Origin of the sequence: Staphylococcus caeli, assembly GCF_051413795.1 — a bacterium.
Classification (GTDB): Bacteria; Bacillota; Bacilli; order Staphylococcales; family Staphylococcaceae; genus Staphylococcus; species Staphylococcus caeli_A.
Window position 1 is genome coordinate 13,580 of record NZ_JBOIRQ010000025.1, and the last position, 18,739, is coordinate 32,318.

General features: G+C 34.2%; 15 protein-coding genes. 9 read left to right on the forward strand and 6 right to left on the reverse strand.

Features of this window, described 5'->3' with window-relative positions:
- Window positions 1-1,362, forward strand: a complete 1,362-nt coding sequence (locus ACSULM_RS11050) for a gluconate:H+ symporter (RefSeq protein ID WP_069995506.1) — start codon at window positions 1-3, stop codon at window positions 1,360-1,362.
- Between the two features lie 53 nt (window positions 1,363-1,415).
- Here ACSULM_RS11050 and ACSULM_RS11055 read toward each other — a convergent pair whose 3' ends face one another.
- From ACSULM_RS11055 to ACSULM_RS11065, 3 genes are read right to left on the reverse strand one after another with little or no spacing between them, the layout of a single operon-like run.
- Window positions 1,416-2,078 (reverse strand): ABC transporter ATP-binding protein, encoded by a 663-nt coding sequence (locus ACSULM_RS11055; RefSeq protein WP_436862706.1) that lies wholly within the window; start codon window positions 2,076-2,078, stop codon window positions 1,416-1,418.
- 14 nt (window positions 2,079-2,092) lie between these two features.
- On the reverse strand, window positions 2,093-3,142 hold the full coding sequence (locus ACSULM_RS11060; protein WP_436862708.1) for an ABC transporter permease: 1,050 nt from the start codon (window positions 3,140-3,142) through the stop codon (window positions 2,093-2,095).
- 26 nt (window positions 3,143-3,168) lie between these two features.
- Entirely contained in the window at window positions 3,169-3,744 is a 576-nt protein-coding gene (locus ACSULM_RS11065; protein ID WP_436862710.1) for a LysE family transporter, read from the reverse strand.
- Window positions 3,745-3,875: 131 nt separating this feature from the next.
- Between ACSULM_RS11065 and ACSULM_RS11070 the strand changes: the two genes are divergently transcribed.
- The 3 genes from ACSULM_RS11070 to ACSULM_RS11080 all read left to right on the forward strand — a co-directional run bounded on the left by ACSULM_RS11070 (window position 3,876) and on the right by ACSULM_RS11080 (window position 6,711).
- Window positions 3,876-4,424, forward strand: coding sequence for a helix-turn-helix domain-containing protein (locus ACSULM_RS11070; protein ID WP_436855965.1), 549 nt, complete (start codon window positions 3,876-3,878; stop codon window positions 4,422-4,424).
- 229 nt (window positions 4,425-4,653) lie between these two features.
- Complete coding sequence (locus ACSULM_RS11075) at window positions 4,654-5,679, forward strand: DUF418 domain-containing protein (RefSeq protein WP_436862713.1); 1,026 nt, start codon at window positions 4,654-4,656, stop codon at window positions 5,677-5,679.
- A gap of 288 nt (window positions 5,680-5,967) precedes the next feature.
- Complete coding sequence (locus tag ACSULM_RS11080) at window positions 5,968-6,711, forward strand: sulfite exporter TauE/SafE family protein (RefSeq protein ID WP_436862715.1); 744 nt, start codon at window positions 5,968-5,970, stop codon at window positions 6,709-6,711.
- A gap of 53 nt (window positions 6,712-6,764) precedes the next feature.
- Here ACSULM_RS11080 and ACSULM_RS11085 read toward each other — a convergent pair whose 3' ends face one another.
- Both ACSULM_RS11085 and ACSULM_RS11090 read right to left on the reverse strand, forming a co-directional pair.
- On the reverse strand, window positions 6,765-7,187 hold the full coding sequence (locus tag ACSULM_RS11085; RefSeq protein WP_436862717.1) for a DUF2871 domain-containing protein: 423 nt from the start codon (window positions 7,185-7,187) through the stop codon (window positions 6,765-6,767).
- Window positions 7,188-7,324: 137 nt separating this feature from the next.
- Window positions 7,325-8,194: an oxidoreductase gene (locus ACSULM_RS11090; protein ID WP_436862720.1), complete on the reverse strand. Its 870-nt coding sequence runs from the start codon at window positions 8,192-8,194 to the stop codon at window positions 7,325-7,327.
- 81 nt (window positions 8,195-8,275) lie between these two features.
- Here ACSULM_RS11090 and panB point away from each other — a divergent pair, with 81 nt between their 5' ends.
- The 3 genes from panB to mqo all read left to right on the forward strand — a co-directional run bounded on the left by panB (window position 8,276) and on the right by mqo (window position 11,665).
- Entirely contained in the window at window positions 8,276-9,088 is an 813-nt protein-coding gene (gene panB, locus ACSULM_RS11095; RefSeq protein WP_436862722.1) for a 3-methyl-2-oxobutanoate hydroxymethyltransferase, read from the forward strand.
- The gene (gene panC / locus ACSULM_RS11100) at window positions 9,085-9,933 is read left to right on the forward strand and encodes a pantoate--beta-alanine ligase (protein ID WP_436862724.1); all 849 of its coding nucleotides are present in this window, start codon (window positions 9,085-9,087) and stop codon (window positions 9,931-9,933) included. Before panB ends, panC begins: the two co-directional genes overlap by 4 nt.
- A 244-nt stretch (window positions 9,934-10,177) precedes the next feature.
- Window positions 10,178-11,665 carry a malate dehydrogenase (quinone) gene (gene mqo / locus ACSULM_RS11105; protein ID WP_436862727.1) on the forward strand — a complete coding sequence of 496 codons (1,488 nt, stop codon included), beginning with the start codon at window positions 10,178-10,180 and terminating at the stop codon, window positions 11,663-11,665.
- Window positions 11,666-11,750: 85 nt separating this feature from the next.
- Here the strand turns inward: mqo and ACSULM_RS11110 are convergent, their stop codons facing one another.
- Window positions 11,751-12,602 (reverse strand): SDR family oxidoreductase, encoded by an 852-nt coding sequence (locus ACSULM_RS11110; protein WP_436862730.1) that lies wholly within the window; start codon window positions 12,600-12,602, stop codon window positions 11,751-11,753.
- A gap of 656 nt (window positions 12,603-13,258) precedes the next feature.
- On the opposite strand from ACSULM_RS11110, the gene ACSULM_RS11115 reads away from it, so the two are divergent.
- Window positions 13,259-15,007, forward strand: a complete 1,749-nt coding sequence (locus ACSULM_RS11115) for a YSIRK-type signal peptide-containing protein (protein WP_436862732.1) — start codon at window positions 13,259-13,261, stop codon at window positions 15,005-15,007.
- A 59-nt stretch (window positions 15,008-15,066) separates the two neighbouring features.
- The coding region (locus tag ACSULM_RS11120; RefSeq protein WP_436862735.1) for an Ig-like domain-containing protein at window positions 15,067-18,739 on the forward strand (3,673 nt) is incomplete at its 3' end.

Sequence of the window (18,739 nt, forward strand, 5' to 3'; positions counted from 1 at the left end):
ATGTTGGGAGAATTTTGGCCACTCATCGCAGTTGTAATTGGTGTGATTATATTATTAATGCTGATTATGTGGTTTAAGTTAAATACTTTTATTTCATTAATTATTACTTCGATGGTTACAGGTATATTACTTGGAATGCCTTTAGATTCAATTGTTGAAACTATTGAAAAAGGTATGGGAGACACATTAGGACATATTGCTATTATTTTTGGATTAGGTTCAATATTAGGGAAATTACTATCAGATGGTGGTGGAGCGACACGTATTGCTGACACGCTAATCAATGTGTTTGGAAAAAAATATGTAACTTGGGCAATGATTATTGCATCATTTATTATAGGGATATCATTATTTTTAGAGGTAGCTTTTGTTTTATTAATACCTTTAGTATTTACATTAGCTAAGAGAATGCAAATTTCAAATCTTAAAGTTGGTCTACCAATGGCTACATCGATTGCAGTAACACATGGATTTTTACCTCCGCATCCAGGACCAGTAGCAATATCTGAAGCTGTGAATGCTAATATTGGTCACGTGTTAATGTACGGTTTTATCATCGGTATACCATTAGCAATAATTGTAGGGGGTATTTTCCCCAAAATAGCGTATAGATTGACACCGGATGCTTTTAGCAGAGAAGGAAATCAAGCTGCAGTCGGTGAAGTAAAAGAGTTGGATGAAGATAATTCTCCAAGTTTTGGTATAAGTATACTTACAGCTCTTTTACCAGTTATTTTAATGTTATTTGCCACTGTTGTTCAACTTATAACAGGAAATGAAGAAGGTCATGCAAAAGGTGTTGAAGGCTTCATTTATTTTATTGGAACTTCTGTTACAGCGATGCTAATTGCAGTTTTGTTTGCGATTTATTCAATGGGAATTAGAAGAAAACAAAACATGAAGCAAATTATGGATACAGTAACTAATGCGATAACACCGATTGCTATGTTGATATTAATTATAGGTGGTGGCGGTACATTTAAACAAATACTTATCGATGGGGGTGTAGGTGATACTATTTCTGAGATATTTAAGGGAACGGAGATGTCACCACTTATATTAGCTTGGCTTGCAGCAGCATTGTTACGTACTGCATTAGGATCAACTACAGTTGCGGCCATATCTTCAGTTGGAATAGTATTACCGTTATTACAATCAACTGATGTAAACATTTCATTGGTAGTATTAGCAATTGGAGCAGGGAGTATATTTTGTTCACATGTAAATGATGCAGGTTTTTGGATGTTTAAAGAATACTTTGGTTTAACTATGAAAGAAACATTTTTAACATGGACTTTATTAGAAACAATGTTATCTGTTGTTGGACTGGGTCTGATACTAGTAATGAATTTAATAATTTAATAAAAAACATGCCGTTACTTAATGATGATGCACCAATTAAGTAACGGCATGTTTTATTTAGCTTTTAGAACGCCATCTTCCATATGACATACACGATCACAGAATTTAGTTAAACGTTCATCATGAGTAACGACAATACCAGCTTTATTTTTTTCAGCTGTTTGTTCTTTTAAGATATTCATGACTTCCATAGCATTGTCAGTGTCTAAAGAAGCGGTTGGTTCATCGGCTAATATTAGAGAAGGGTTGGTATAAAGCGCCTTCGCGATCGCTACACGTTGCTTTTGTCCACCTGATATTTCGCTAGGCAGTTTATTTACAATATCGCTTAAACTCAGTTGATTCATGAGCTGTGTATAGCTTTCTTGAGACATAACGTCTTTCTTTTGTTTTTGTAATAATTTAAATTGTTGTTTAACAGTTAAAAATGGAACAAGATTTGTAGATTGCAAAATAAAACCAATTTCTTCCATTCTTGTATGTGCTAATGCTTTTTGCGACATTTGAGAAATATGCTTATTATTTATAATGATTTCTCCGGAACTGGGTGTTTGTAAGGCACCTGCCATAGTTAAGAATGTACTTTTACCAGATCCTGAAGGACCAATAATCGCAATAAGCTCATTTTGATTAAATTTGATTGTGGTAGGTTTAACTGCTTCAATAATTTGATTTCCATCTTTGAAACTTTTGGTTACATTTTTAAATTCTAGCATGTCTATTCTCCTTATTATCCTATGGCTTTCAGTGGATCTACTTTTCTAATTGTTAGAATTGAGAAAAGGCTGCCTATTAATGAAACAGCAATGAGTACGACACCATAAATGATTAACGTCACTATACTAAATTTAATTGGAACTACAGATGGTAAAAAGGCGCTCGTAATTATAGTTAAAATCAAACCAATCAGAGTACCAATTAAAGCAATGATGAATGTTTGAGATAATACAACTTTTGCTAGATACCCATTTGTAAATCCCTGTGCTTTCAATACACCAAAAAGGTTTGTTTTTTGTAGTGTTATTACATAAAGGAAGATACCGATTACTGTTGCAGAAATAACAAATAAAAATATAATCATAAAGTTAAGCGTTAAATTTTGTGCTTGATATCCTGGCAAGTTTTTAATAAAGTTTTCGATTTTGATAGCTTCTAAATTATTAGGTAGAGATTTCTTTTGCCAATTTGCATCTTTGACTATAACTGCATTTGTTTTATTTGAAGATAGGGAAGGGTTTAATTTTTGAATTGTATTGTTATTAGAAAATAACACAGGTGATGCATTGTATTTTGCACTTTCACTAAACCCAACAATTTTTAATTTCTCATCAGATTGTGATAGCGATAGTTTATCACCTAGCTTAAAGCCTTTTTCTTTTAAAGATTCGTCTGCAATAACTTCATTATCTTTATGAAATTTTTTTCCCTCAATCATTTTTGGTACTAAAAATGATTTATCGGTAACGCCAAATAATAGCGTATTCTCTTCATGTGTGCCATTAGAAATAATAACGCCAGACTGTTTCAGAGTTGTTTGTTTTTTAAATGAATTTGAAACATTATCTGTGGTAAATAGGGATTGTTCGACCGTTTGGTTCGCATCCTTATTTAACACAATAGCATCTGCTTGCCATTTATCGATACCCTCGCGATTCATATTCATTAATCCACTTGCTAATCCAGATAATAGAAACAGTAAGTAACTAATCATAATTAAGACACCTATAATAAGGCTGAACTTCAATTTGTTTCTTTTAATTTCATTCCAAGCTAAAAACATATGTACCTCCTTTACAAATATTGCATTTACTCTAAAAGTATCATAAATGCTAATAAAATAAGACAAGTAGACATTGAAATTTTATAAATTGAATTATATTTCAATAATATTTTCTTAAAGCAAAGTCCCATTGCTGCCCATGCAACAGCACCAGAAGCACCGATGATAGCGATAATGAGTGTATAACTCAAAGAAGATAATAAATTCATATTTTGTGTAGTGACATACGTCACGATAGCTGTGAGTACATAGACAATTGTTTTAGGATTCATATATTGAAGATATAAACCATCTCTTAAGCGATAATTACTATTCTGCTTTTCAGTATCTGATTTATGTTTAAAGACTGAATAAGCAAGATACAATAAATAAAAGAAACCAAAAATTTTAATAATTAAAATAAAACCGTCAAAATATGTAGCCATGTATTCACTGAACATTAAACATAATAGTGATAGTGTTAAAAAGCCTAAGCAAATGCCAAATAAAAAGTGCATAGTCCCTTTCATACCACTACGTAAAGCACCGTCTAATGCTAATAAGTTGTTAGGTCCAGGTGTATAACTCATGAAAAACGTGTAAATGATAAATGATATAAACAAATTGCATTCTCCTCACATTATCCGTTATTATGGAAATAGTTGGATGAATATTCCGTTTTACGGGATATTTCCTATTAAAAGGATTTTATATCCGTTTTAGTGGAAAGTCAATTACAAAAGGGGTCATTATGATGGAATTTCATAAAATAGTAGCTAAAAACATTTATTTATATAGAAAGAAAAACAAAATTAGCTTGGAGAAACTCTCTAAATTAACAGGTGTCAGTACCTCTTCATTGAATGAAATTGAAAAAGGGAACACAATTCCATCGATAAACACAGTATGGAAAATAAGTAACGGTCTAAAATTATCATTCAGTAGTTTAATGAGTGAAGCCGAATCGGATTATATACAAGTGAAAAAGGAAGAAGTTGTGCCTGTCACTGAAGATGAAGGAAAGTATCGTGTTTATCCATATTTTCCATTTGAAAAAAGTAAATCATTTGAGTTTTTTTACGTTGAGCTAGATCCAGGAGCAACATTACAATCTGAACCGCATTTGTCCGGCTCAGAGGAATCTATCATTATCACTGAGGGTCAATTAGAAATGCATTTAGAAAATGAAGTACTGGAGTTAAAAAAAGGTGATGCCTTGAGATTTAAGTCAGACATAGCACACAGTTATATTAATAACGGAACAGATAGGACATTGATTTCTATGGTCATAGATTATAAATAATAGAGTACAAATTTAAAAAATAAATTATATTAAGGTACATCCTTAATTAAAACGAAACAGCGAATTCAAATTCAATTAATTAGAATTCGCTGTTTTTTCATAACAAAATTGTCATATCATTTTCACATAGAAATAGGGTGACGATAGGGTTACTTTGATAAAATACAATAACTATAAAGATAAACATAAACATGTAGCTTTAAATGATAAAAAGCAAAGGAGTATTGGCTTGCAGAAAATTAATAATAGAATAGAAACATTAGATTTTTTAAGAGGTTTTGCTTTATTAGGTATTATACTCGTGAACATTGTTGTAATAGCGAATCTAGGAGCGTCAGATTTGTCTTCGGATATTACCTATAGAAAATTCTTAGATTTCTTTATAGAAAGTAAATTCTTTGCCATATTTTCATACTTATTTGGTATAGGATTCTATATTTTTATGCAAAGAGCTGAGTATAAGACTGGAAATAAATATATTATATATCTTAGACGTATTTTCGTACTTGCTGTATTTGGTTGTTTACACATGTTATTACAACCAGGTGAAGCATTATTGGTCTATGCAATATTTGGCATAATTGTAATTCCGTTCTTTAAGTTAAATAAATATGTTAACTTAGCAGTTGGATTGATTATACTAATTTTAACGCTATATTTAAATGCGAAAATTTTGACCCCATTGCCATACTTTATTTTAGGTTTAGCATCAGCTCAATTTGGCCTTATTTTCAAATTTGAAAACCATAAAAAATTATGGGGTCTTGTTGCTACGATTTCTGGTGCAATATCCATACTAGGTTGGTATATGCTAGAAAAAAATTATATTGTACCGCAAATCGATTTATTAACAACACAGGAACAACAAAATTCAGAAAAATATATCAGTGCCGTTGATCACTATAATCATTTGATTTTTATTTTCTCTCCTTTCATGAGCATATTTTATGCATCGTGTCTTATTTTATTAATGAATGTTTCGTGGACTCATAGATTGTTAGCTCCTTTAAAGTACTATGGACGAATGGCTTTAACAAATTATATTGGACAAACATTACTGATTTATGTGGTTTTAATTACCTTTAATGAGGCGCATTGGACTTATGTAGATACATTATGGATTTGTATGTTTATTTATATCACACAAATTGTAATCAGCGTGATATGGTTAAAGTACTTTAAATTAGGGCCGTTGGAGTATATATGGAAGACAGCAACTTATATGAAATGGATAGACATACGAAAGACAAAATAATAAAATCGATATTGAGTAGAGGGAGTGGGACAGAAAGCGAATTTTCTAATAAAGATTTCGTAGTCCCACCCCGGCAAGGATGACTAGAGTTGAAAGGTATACCTGAGCTGTAGCTCAGGTATAAGTCTCACTAACTTAATGAATTAAGCAGTGAGACTTTACATTTTCAATTCAGTCATCTACTGCCTAATTGGAAGTGAGTCCGAGACGTTTATTTATGTCCCGGACTCTATAATTATTTTGACTGTAGTTTGCTGCGATGAAATCGTAATGATTGGGATGATAGTTATGAATTATGAATACATTTTAATATTATTTGTAATATTCCTTGGTGGGTTCGTCCGAACTTATTTTGGCTTTGGTGAAGCATTAGTTAGTATGCCTTTATTAGCGCTGATTGGCATGGATTTGCATACTGCGATTTCTGTGATTGGTTTAGCGGGCGTTTTAGTAGCTGCTTTTAACATTTTTTTAGATTTTAAAAGTATCCAATACCAATTACTCATTACATTGCTTGTTGGAAGTGTAATTGGTGTGCCACTCGGTATATGGATTTTAAACTTTGCAAATATTGATTACATTCAAATAATGTTAGGCTACTTTTTAGTACTTTATGGCGCCTATGCTTTTTCAAAGAATACATTATTTAAAAATACGCAACCATTTATACTACATAATAAGATATGGGGAGCCATTGCTGGAATGATTTCTGGTGTATTAGGAAGTCTTTATAACTCACATGGCGTACCAATAGTAATATATGGTACTTTGACAAGATGGTCAGTTAAAACTTTAAGTAGCACGATTCAAGCGCATTTTCTAATTACAGCAATATTTGTTGTTATGGGGCAAGGAATGGGCGGAATTTGGACTAATCAAACATGGCCTATTTTTATCATAGCAGTTCCTATTTTAATATGTTCAGTAATCGCTGGCAAAATTCTGATGAAAATTACATCGAATAGAAGTTTTGATGCGTGGTTATATTTATTTATTATAATTTTAGGCATTGTGTTGGTTATGCCTAAATAAAAAATCTGTCTAAATACTTATACGAAAGATTTAAACAGATAGTCTATTAGCAATTATTTACTTTTGGTTGTAACTGCATTGATACGTTTATTTAATAAGACAAAGAATAAAATGAACGCCAGTGTAATCATGATATGTCCTAATCCTGCAATACCTGCAATGGCAGGACTCACACTGAAACCTTTCATTGCAGCAATACCGTTGACAAATTGCATTGCGACAGTGACTAATACGCCTAAGTGAAAGATATAAAAGAAACTATTAAAGAGTTGTTTATGTTTTGTTAATTTCAGTTGGTATTCGATGACCATAAATATTAAAAACATAATAGTACCAAGTACAAGTAAGTGTGTATGCGTTACATTTAATTGTGAATATCCAGTAAAGTTTTCTGCTTTAGACATTTCACGATAGAAAAGCCCACTTAATAATCCTAAAAGTGTGTAAAACGCAGAACTATACATTAATTTTTTCATTATTATTACCTCCATATTGTTTATGGTTGTAATATAATGCCTATTTATGAACTGTATATGAACTTTTAACAATTAAATAAAGAGAAATTCAAATTTCATTATATAAATAAAGCGTATACTAGTTATTGGTATGCGCTTTATTTGTCTAGTATTGGTTGTTGTGCAAGCAAAAGTGCGTAGATTGTATCAAGTATTGGTGTTTCTAATTGGTGTTTTCTAGCTATCGAAAATAAATAGCCTTGAATGCCTTCTATTTCTAACGGTTTATTAGCCAGGATATCATAATACATGCTGGTCCCCATATTAGAAGGGTAGCCTTCATAGATTTCAAGAATATCATCGACAATGTTATGCTCAAATAAGATATGTTCCGCTTTAGCAATGGCTATACCTTCCAAGAGTAATTGCCTACAAAGCGTTTTAATACCAGGTACTTCTAGCACAGAAGCGGTGGAACGACCCAATGCTGTAACGCTATTAATCGCTAAATTAACGAGCAATTTATACCAAATAGCTTTATTGATATCTTCAGTAAGCTCTATATTGAGTGGAGAAGCCGATACCAATTCAGCTAGCTTTTGAGTATGGGGATTACGCTCTAATATAATCTTATGATCACGAAAATGCGTGACAACACGCTCCTTTTTCTGGCCACTAATGTAAATGACACCTTGATAGACATGTGGATGATTAAATTTAGGTAATTGCCCTTGTCCATTTTGAGCCAAAATAATAATCGTTTCTGGATGCAACAAATGATTATATTCAGATAGTACAGAATCGAGTTGTGGTATCTTTACAGCAATAAAAAGTACATCAACCGGTTGATGGTGTGCATGAAGTGGTGAAACATCTAAGGTATACGCTGTCTTTTTATCACCATTTGCGTAAAATTGCAGCGTTTCGGCGCGACGTCCGAGTAATTGTAAATGGGAATTCAAATGTTTAAGGTCAAATGCAATTGTACTACCTACTGCACCGGGACCAATGATGGCGATGTTGGTCATGTTTTGTATTTCCTTTTCTAAAAAGATTGGTTAATATATGAATAACAATAATAATATATCAAATTGTGGAGTTGATTTTAATTGAAAACGTTAAAACAGTTACAAACAATGAAAGTTAATCAAGAAAAGATTTCAATGGTGACAGCCTATGATTACCCAAGCGCTAAACAAGTTGAAGCGGCAAATATAGATATCATACTTGTTGGAGATTCTTTGGGGATGACCGTTTTAGGTTACGACAGTACAGTACAAGTAACTGTTGAAGATATCATACACCATGCAAAGGCAACAAGACGTGGTGCACCTGACACTTATATTGTAGTCGATGTACCATTCGGAGCAGTTGGTGTGAGTGAGCAATATGATTTAGAAAATGCTATAAGACTCTACCAGCAAACGAATGCAAATGCGATCAAAGCTGAAGGTGCCCATTTGACGCAGTATATTAAAAATTGCAGTAATATGGGCATTCCGGTCGTATCGCACTTGGGATTAACACCGCAAAGCGTTGGTATTATGGGTTATAAAATGCAAGCTAATAATAAAGAAGCGGCATTGCAACTTATAGAAGATGCATATGCAGTGCAACAAGCGGGGGCAATTATGCTCGTCTTAGAAGCTGTACCAAGTGACTTGGCACGTGAGATTTCTAAGAAACTAGAAATTCCAGTTATTGGTATTGGAGCTGGCAAAGACACAGATGGTCAAGTATTGGTATATCACGATATTTTAAATTATGGAGTCGAACACCAAGCGAAATTTGTGAAACAGTTTGGTGATTTCTCAATGGGTACGGATGCGTTAGCACAATATAACCAAGAAGTAAAAACATTACAATTTCCATGCGAAGCACATACATATAAAAAACAAGTAATGGATGAGGTCATAGAATGATAAAAATAATTAAAACAATCCATGAAATGAAACATATTATAAATGATCATAAGGATAGACAGCATACGATTGGTTTCGTTCCAACTATGGGAGCGTTACATGAAGGACACTTGAAGATGATGTCTCTATCAGCAGCTAAAAACGATATTACTGTGATCAGCATTTTTGTAAATCCATTACAATTTGGGCCAAATGAAGATTTATCATCATACCCGCGTGATATCGAAGGCGATAAGGCTAAAGCAAGTTCAGTAGGTGTTGACTACATATTTTACCCAAGTGAAGCGGAAATGTATCCAGCCGAACCAACAATTGAGGTGAAAGCTGGACGTTTAGCTACCGTATTAGAAGGTGCTGAACGACCTGGTCATTTCGATGGTGTCGTAACGGTCGTCAATAAATTATTTAATATCGTTAGCCCACATAAAGCCTATTTTGGGAAAAAAGATGCACAACAATTAGCTATAGTAGAAAAAATGGTAGAAGATTTTAATCATCCTATAGAAATCATTGGCGTAGATATTGTCAGAGAATCAGATGGCCTCGCGAAAAGTTCGCGCAACATATATTTAACACAGACAGAAAGAATAGAAGCGGCGCATTTATACCAAAGTTTATGTTTAGCACAATCATTATATAATCAAGGTGAGCGAAATAGTGAGACAATCATTAAAGCCACACGTGCTTATATCGAGGAGCATACGAGTGGTCATATAGAAACTGTTGCAATATATAGTTATCCAGAACTTGTCGAGCAATATGAAATAGCTGGTGATATCTTTATTTCACTTGCAGTTAAATTTAGTAAGGCACGGTTAATAGATAATATCATTATAAATAAGTGAATAAATATTTTTACTAAAAAGGAATATTAAATTCAAATTCATTCATATACTTGTAATATATAATTTACAATTTTTGAGGGTTGTTTTATCATATAGTATGAGAGATATTTATCGAGAAAATATGTTAATAGATAGTCCGTATTATGTATGTTCATCGTTTGAAGCAGACATGAGCAACATATTTTTTATGCGATTATTAGTTGCTATTTTATATTGAAAAGTGAATACGAAAGGTGGAACAGCGATGAGAGATTCAAACTCAAAAGACGTTATTTTAATAGGTGCTGGTGTTTTAAGTACGACATTTGGTACATTGTTAAAAGAACTCGCACCAGAATGGAATATTAAACTTTTTGAAAGACTCGACAAACCTGGAATTGAAAGTTCTAATGAACGTCATAATGCTGGTACTGGACATGCTGCATTATGTGAATTAAATTATACGGTTGAACAAAAAGATGGCTCAATCGATGTTGAAAAAGCGAAAGAAATTAATGAGCAATTTGAAATTTCAAAACAATTTTGGTCTCATTTAGTAAAGAGTAAACAAATTCAAAATCCGCAAGCTTTTATACGCCCATTACCGCATATTAGTTTTGTACAAGGTGATAAAAATGTAAACTTTTTGAAAAAACGTTTTGAAGCTTTGTCACCATTATCAATGTTTAAAGGTATTGAATATACAGAAGATCATGAAAAGTTAAAAGAGTGGATGCCATTAATGATGGAGGGGCGCGATCCTAACGAAACTGTGGCAGCTAGTAAGATTGACGAGGGTACGGACGTTAACTTTGGTGAACTTACTAGAAAAATGGCTAAAAATTTAAATGATCATGAAAATGCTGAACTTTTCTATCGACATGAAGTCCAAGATTTTAGTCGCCGTAAAGATGGCAAATGGGAAGTTAAAGTAAAAGATCTAAAAACTAAGAAAATAGAACATCATATCACTGATTATCTATTTATAGGAGCTGGTGGAGCTGCAATTCCGTTATTACAAAAAACTGGCATTCCAGAAAGCAAACATTTAGGTGGATTCCCGATTACTGGCGAATTTTTAGTATGTAATAACCCTGATGTTGTGGCTAAGCATGAAGTGAAAGTGTACGGTAAGGAACCAGAAGGCACGCCACCAATGACTGTTCCACACTTAGATAGACGTTATATTCAAGATGAGCAGTCACTACTATTTGGTCCATTCGCTGCAATTGGACCTAAATTCTTGAAAAATGGTTCTAATTTAGACTTATTTAAATCTATTAACACAAGTAACGTTGTAACAATGTTATCAGCAGCAGCGAAGAACTTCCCACTAATTAAGTATTCAGTTCAAGAAGTGTTAGCTAAAAAGGCTGATCGTATGAAAGAATTGCGTCGCTTTGTACCTGATGCGAAAGATGAAGACTGGGATATAATGCAAGCTGGCAAACGTGTACAAGTTATCAAAGATACGAAAGAACATGGTAGAGGATTCATTCAATTTGGTACAGAAGTTGTTAATTCGAAAGACCATTCAGTGATTGCATTGTTAGGTGAATCACCAGGTGCTTCTACTTCAGTCTCAGTTGCTTTAGAAGTTATTGAGAAAAATTTCCCAGAACAAATTAAGCAATGGGAGCCTAAATTGAAAGAAATCATACCTTCATATGGTCAATCACTTATTGAAGATTATCAATTACTAAAGCAAATTCGTGAAGCGAATAATACAGAATTAGAATTAAATAATAAATAACCATCAAATTAACCCTTGAGTCATGGGACTCAAGGGTTTTTTATATTTAAAGCATATTTGGTAAATATAGAACTGTTAATTTATATTACCTTTTAACATGTTGTTGCAAAAAATGTTCAAATGTTTCAGGTTGTTCGCCTGTCAATAGTTCAAAATCTGAGCTGTTTTGCTCTAATAATCCCATTGCACCAGCCTTATACATAGAAGCAAGTAATGGTCCAAAGCCTTCAGGTTCATCGTACATATTACCAAAATCTTCTAAGGAAACGGGAGCATATTTGATTTCTGATCCTGCAATATCAGATAAAATATTTGCCAATTCTGTCATAGAATACGTATGCCCTGATAAGAGATAACCTTCCCCTAAAAGATTGGAATTATTTACGATTGCAATAACACCTTTGGCGATATCATTTCGAGAAATATAATTGATTTTCCCGTCAGCAACCGGATAGATGAGTTTTCCTAACCTTTGTAATTCAGGAAGATAGTCAACTAGTGGGTCCATATACATTGCCATTCGAACATAAGTATAATTTAAGCCGCTACTTGCAAGTAATCTTTCCGCATAGCCAAAATAGGGGCTCATATGGAAAGGATTATTATGTTGGTCAGCATAGTAACCGATAAACATAATATGGTTTACATTCGCTGTTTTTGCAGCATTAACCAAATTTTCAACTTCAGGCAATCTATTGTATGAGGGATGAATAATACTTGGGATGAAAATAACTAAATCTATATTTTCAAATGCTTTAACCATACTTTCTTGATTGAAATAGTCTAACTCTCTAACTTCTAGCACTTTATTCCATGAATTTGGGACTTTATTGATGTTTCTAACGCCAATGCTAAAATTATTAATTTCTTGTTTTATTGCTTGATTTGTAATATGCATACCTAAATGGCCGGTAGCCCCTGTTAATAATATATTCATAAGTAAGTCCTTTCACGTCTCTCTTCTTGTAATTATTATAGATACAAGCAAGTCTAATATTGTTAAAAAGAATTGTCAATTAAATATAAACCCTTTAAAAATTGTTATATTTTATTTTGAGAATTGATATTAAATTGTGAAGTTTAAAAAATCTCCATAAAGATGTATAATTTTTGCCCCCCTTACTGACATTAACCCATTATAAAATGAAATTACATTGCTCGCTATAATATGAAAAACTAATAACGAATTACATTATAACTTTCTAATTTATTATAAAGTTAATTACAAATTTTTGATGGTTATTAATTAAGTAGGAAATATTACTTAGTTATAGTTTGGAAAATTAGTGTTTTGATTTTATAGTTTATGAAAATTTACTTGTATTTTATTAGGGATGTTAATAATAACAAATGCAAATGAAAATCATTTTACATAACAAATATTTTCCTGTGTAAAAATAATCTATAAATGTTAAAATTAGTTATGCGAAATGCAATGTAGCAAAGTATTATTCAATTTTTCAAATATGATTTATTAATTATAATTATATGTAATTATAAAAGTAATTGTATGAAATGCAAAAAAACTTCTTGATTTTATTATTAAATTGGGTAATATGAAATTGTACAAAGTTTATTTTGAGGTGGGAAAAGATGAAAAACAGACAAGGATTTTTGCCTAATAGATTGAATAAATATTCTATTAGAAAATTTACAGTTGGCACAGCGTCACTATTAGTAGGAGCAACATTAGTATTTGGTGTGGGAAGTGAGGTTCAAGCGGCAGAATTAGATTCTATTACGGATGATAATGCAAAAGATAATAAGGGAGAAGCTTTAGATGTATCGGACATAAAAGCTGTTGATGAGAATACTACAAATGAGGTTAATCAAACATCAGTAGAAAATGAAACTGCAGCTACAAACGAATCTAATAGTGTAGATACAGAAAATAGCACTTCAGAAGATACATCAGAAACTTCTGTAGAAATAAATGAGGCTACGGATAATAATGCAACTTCAACAGAAGAAGCACCAACAAAAGAACAATCTTCAACGGAAGAGACACAAACGGAAGATAGTTCAACAGAAACACAAACAGATAACAGTGATTCAAATACAACTAAAGAACAAAGTCCTGAAGTAACAACTGAAACGCCGTCAAAAGAACAAACAACAAGTGAAAATGTATCATCAGATATTCAGACAGATAAAGAAAGCAGTAAAAAAACACAAAGTAAAGACGATACAACTGTTACAGAATCACCTAAACAAGAACAAGATAAAGTAACAACAACAGAAGAAAGCAAAGCAACAACACCTGAACAAACAACAACAGTTAAAAAAGCACAACAATCTACGTTGGAAACAAAATTAAGTTCTTCAGAAAATAAAGAAGCAACTGTTGAATCATTTTTAAATAAGCAATTATCTGATTCAGAAACACAAAAAATTATGGACAATGCAGATATTAATTATGAAACTGCATCAGCCGAGGAAATTAATGTCGAAATTTTAAAGGCTTCTTTAATAACATTGGTTAATAGTCAAAAAAGTGCAGAGACTTTAGCTACACCAACACGTACAATGTTTCGTGCAATGGCAACGCCAACAGCAATTGCAGCAGCTGTAGATCAAAGTGAAGAAGTCGAAAAATCATTAGGTTATTTGGATAACTATACATTTGCAACATTAATGTTTAATCCTAAACCATTAGATTCAGACACAATTTTAAAAGGTAATTATATTCCATTCGATATAAATAGTTATATGTCAGGATCAAACTCAGGTGATAGATATAAAATTGATTTGAAATTAGATCCAATAATTGCAGACCATGTAACAAAAATCACAGCTAATCCAGCAGGTAGAACAACACCTGTAGAGTTTACTAGATTACGCGATGAGAATGGTAACCTTACTAATATTTGGGAAATTAATTTTATCAGAGCAAATGGCGGTCTATTTGGTGGTGCTGAAATTCTATCTCAATATAAAGCTACGAATGGTAGAATAGAGTTGGATGACACAGTTGAAAATATTCTAAAAGCAGCTGGAGATTTAAGTAATAACAAACTTAACTATCAAATGTATGTACGTGATTCAGAAGGAAATAAAATAGTAAGAACATCAGAAAGTAGTGGTTACTTTTTAACAAAAACTGATGCAGATTTAATTCAGTTACAGAATAATGTTTCAAGTGATAGTAAAACGGCATTTCAAGCGAGTTCAGGCTCTGCAACATTTGATCCTACAATAGGAACGAATGGTGGATTTATTGTTGATCAACAAATAATGAAAGATGGCATATTTACGTACACAAGAGGCAAAAACTGGAGCTATAATTTCCAAATTGATAAAGACTTGTTGCCATATATGATACGGCGGAATTACATTTATTAAATTATCAAGGATTAAGCGGTTTTGATAAAACGTATATTGCTGGGAATAAAGCAGCAACTTTGACACTTGATGCAAATGGTAATGGAACAATTACAAGTTCAAATCTCAATGATTTAATTGAATTTAATAACTTAACACCAGAAACAGTTGGTATACGAATTGTGCTTAAGTTAAATCAAAATCCAAATAACATTTTAACGCAAGATGCACAATATGATGCGCAAGGTAATTTGATTGGTGAAACAGCAAGACAGAAAGAAGATTTCACTTTTGCCGGATATTTAACAGATAGTACAGGTAAACTTATAAATAATACTATGGGTACTGCAACACTTACATTACAAGATTATGATAGAGATGGTCTTTTAGACAGATACGAACGCCAAGTTTCATTAAGTGACCCTGAAAACAATGATACTGATGGTGATGGTAAAAATGACGGAGATGAAGTTGTAAAATATAAAACCTCCCCATTAGTTGGTACTCCTATTGCAGCAGACGTAACTACTGATGATGTTGTTGTGACAGGAACTGTCCCATTAAAAACGGGCGCAGCAACTCAAACTGCAAAAGTTATTAATGCAAATGGTGTAACTGTAGGTACAGCAACAGTAAATGCTGACGGTACATTTTCAGTCTCTATTCCAAAATCACCAGCAGGTGCATATACAATAGCAATTGATTCGCCAAATTATGATAATGATGAAGTTGGACAATTTAATATTATCGACAATTCAAAAGTACCTGCTCCAACGATTAATCCAGTTGACGATAATGATCAACAATTAACGGTAAATGGTACCGCTGGCGCAACTATAACTGTAAGAGATAGTAACAATAATGTGATTGGTACTGTGACTATTCCAACGAATGGATCAGCTGCAACAATTAATTTAAACCAACCACTTCAAGCAGGAACTGTGCTTAATTCAACTGCATCATTAAATGGTAAAGATAGTGATGTTTCAAATACTGTTACAGTTTCAGACGCTACGGCACCCGATGCGCCAACAATTAATACTGTAAATAGTGAATCACCTCAAATCAGTGGTACAGCAGAAGCAGGCTCAACAGTGACAGTGACATTCCCAGACGGAACAACAGCGACAGGAACAGCCAACGATGAAGGAAACTACACAATAGACATTCCAACGAATGTTAATCTTAAAGGTGGAGAAACGCTTACTGCAACGGCAACGGACGAAGCAGGAAATACATCTGAAAATGGTTCTACAACAGTTACAGATACAACGGCACCAGAAGCACCAACGGTGAATGACGTAACAAGTGACGATACAACAATCAGTGGAACAGCGGAACCAGGATCAACAGTAACAGTAACGTTCCCAGACGGAACAACAACAACAGGAACAGCTGATGACGAAGGAAACTACACAATAGACATTCCAACAAATGTTGACCTTAAAGGTGGAGAAACGTTAACCGTCACTTCAACAGATAAAGATGGAAATGTGTCGGAAGAAGCAACAACAATAGTTACAGATACAACAGCCCCAGAAGCACCAACGGTGAAAGACGTAACAAGTGACGACACACAAATTTCAGGTACAGCAGAGCCAGGATCAACAGTAACAGTAACGTTCCCAGACGGAACAACAGCAACAGGAACAGCTGATGACGAAGGTAATTACACAATAGATATTCCAACGAATGTAGATCTTAAAGGTGGAGAAACGTTAACCGTCACTTCAACAGATAAAGATGGAAATGTGTCGGAAGAAGCAACAACAACAGTTACAGATACGACAGCACCAGAAGCACCAACGGTGAATGACGTAACAAGTGACGATACAACAATCAGTGGAACAGCGGAACCAGGATCAACAGTAACAGTAACGTTCCCAGACGGAACAACAACAACAGGAACAGCTGATGAGGAAGGCAACTACACAATAGACATTCCAACAAATGTTGATCTTAAAGGCGATGAAAATATCGTTGTAACAGCAACAGATAAAGATGGAAACGTGTCAGGTGAAGCAACAACAACAGTAACAGATACGACAGCACCAGAGGCACCAACGGTGAATGATGTAACAAGTGACGACACACAAATTTCAGGTACAGCAGAGCCAGGTTCAACAGTAACAGTAACGTTCCCAGATGGTACAACAGGTACAGGAACAGCTGACGACGAAGGCAACTACACAATAGACATTCTAACAAATGTTGACCTTAAAGGTGGAGAAACGTTAACCGTCACTTCAACAGATAAAGATGGAAATGTGTCGGAAGAAGCAACAACAATAGTTACGGATACAACAGCCCCAGAAGCACCAACGGTGAAAGACGTAACAAGTGACGATACACAAATTTCAGGTACAGCAGAGCCAGGCTCAACAGTAACAGTAACGTTCCCAGACGGAACAACAGCAACAGGAACAGCTGATGAGGAAGGCAACTACACAATAGACATTCCAACAAATGTTGATCTTAAAGGCGATGAAAATATCGTTGTAACAGCAACAGATAAAGATGGAAACGTGTCAGGTGAAGCAACAACAATAGTTACGGATATAACAGCCCCAGAAGCACCAACGGTGAAAGACGTAACAAGTGACGACACACAAATTTCAGGTACAGCAGAGCCAGGATCAACAGTAACAGTAACGTTCCCAGATGGTACAACAGGTACAGGAACAGCTGACGACGAAGGCAACTACACAATAGATATTCCAACAAATGTAGATCTAAAAGGTGGAGAAACGTTAACCGTCACTTCAACAGATAAAGATGGAAACGTGTCAGGTGAAGCAACAACAACAGTAACAGATACGACAGCACCAGAAGCACCAACGGTGAATGACGTAACAAGTGACGACACACAAATTTCAGGTACAGCAGAGCCAGGCTCAACAGTAACAGTAACGTTCCCAGACGGAACAACAGCAACAGGAACAGCTGATGAGGAAGGCAACTACACAATAGATATTCCAACAAATGTAGATCTAAAAGGTGGAGAAACGTTAACCGTCACTTCAACAGATAAAGATGGAAATGTGTCAGATGAAGCAACAACAACAGTTACGGATACAACAGCACCAGAAGCACCAACGGTGAATGACGTAACAAGTGACGACACACAAATTTCAGGTACAGCAGAGCCAGGTTCAACAGTAACAGTAACGTTCCCAGACGGAACAACAGGTACAGGAACAGCTGATGATGAAGGCAACTACACAATAGATATTCCAACAAATGTTGATCTTAAAGGCGATGAAAATATCGTTGTAACAGCAACAGATAAAGATGGAAATGTGTCAGGTGAAGCAACAACAACAGTTACAGATACGACAGCACCAGAAGCACCAACGGTGAATGACGTAACAAGTGATGACACACAAATTTCAGGTACAGCAGAACCAGGCTCAACAGTAACAGTAACGTTCCCAGATGGAACAACAGCAACAGGAACAGCAGATGACGCAGGTAACTACACAGTTGAAATTCCAGCAAATGTTGACCTTAAAGGTGGAGAAACGTTAAACGTCACTTCGACAGATAAAGATGGAAATGTGTCAGGTGAAGCAACAACAACAGTTACGGATACGACAGCACCAGAAGCACCAACGGTGAAAGACGTAACAAGTGACGACACACAAATTTCAGGAACAGCAGAACCAGGTTCAACAGTAACAGTAACGTTCCCAGACGGAACAACAGGTACAGGAACAGCTGATGATGAAGGCAACTACACAATAGATATTCCAA

Coding starts and splice junctions, on each gene's coding strand:
- ACSULM_RS11050 (WP_069995506.1), top strand. CDS start 1: ATGTTGGGAGAATTTTGGCCACTCATCGCAGTTGTAATTGGTGTGATT.
- ACSULM_RS11055 (WP_436862706.1), bottom strand. CDS start 2,078: ATGCTAGAATTTAAAAATGTAACCAAAAGTTTCAAAGATGGAAATCAA.
- ACSULM_RS11060 (WP_436862708.1), bottom strand. CDS start 3,142: ATGTTTTTAGCTTGGAATGAAATTAAAAGAAACAAATTGAAGTTCAGC.
- ACSULM_RS11070 (WP_436855965.1), top strand. CDS start 3,876: ATGGAATTTCATAAAATAGTAGCTAAAAACATTTATTTATATAGAAAG.
- ACSULM_RS11080 (WP_436862715.1), top strand. CDS start 5,968: ATGAATTATGAATACATTTTAATATTATTTGTAATATTCCTTGGTGGG.
- ACSULM_RS11085 (WP_436862717.1), bottom strand. CDS start 7,187: ATGAAAAAATTAATGTATAGTTCTGCGTTTTACACACTTTTAGGATTA.
- ACSULM_RS11090 (WP_436862720.1), bottom strand. CDS start 8,194: ATGACCAACATCGCCATCATTGGTCCCGGTGCAGTAGGTAGTACAATT.
- panC (WP_436862724.1), top strand. CDS start 9,085: ATGATAAAAATAATTAAAACAATCCATGAAATGAAACATATTATAAAT.
- mqo (WP_436862727.1), top strand. CDS start 10,178: ATGAGAGATTCAAACTCAAAAGACGTTATTTTAATAGGTGCTGGTGTT.
- ACSULM_RS11110 (WP_436862730.1), bottom strand. CDS start 12,602: ATGAATATATTATTAACAGGGGCTACCGGCCATTTAGGTATGCATATT.
- ACSULM_RS11115 (WP_436862732.1), top strand. CDS start 13,259: ATGAAAAACAGACAAGGATTTTTGCCTAATAGATTGAATAAATATTCT.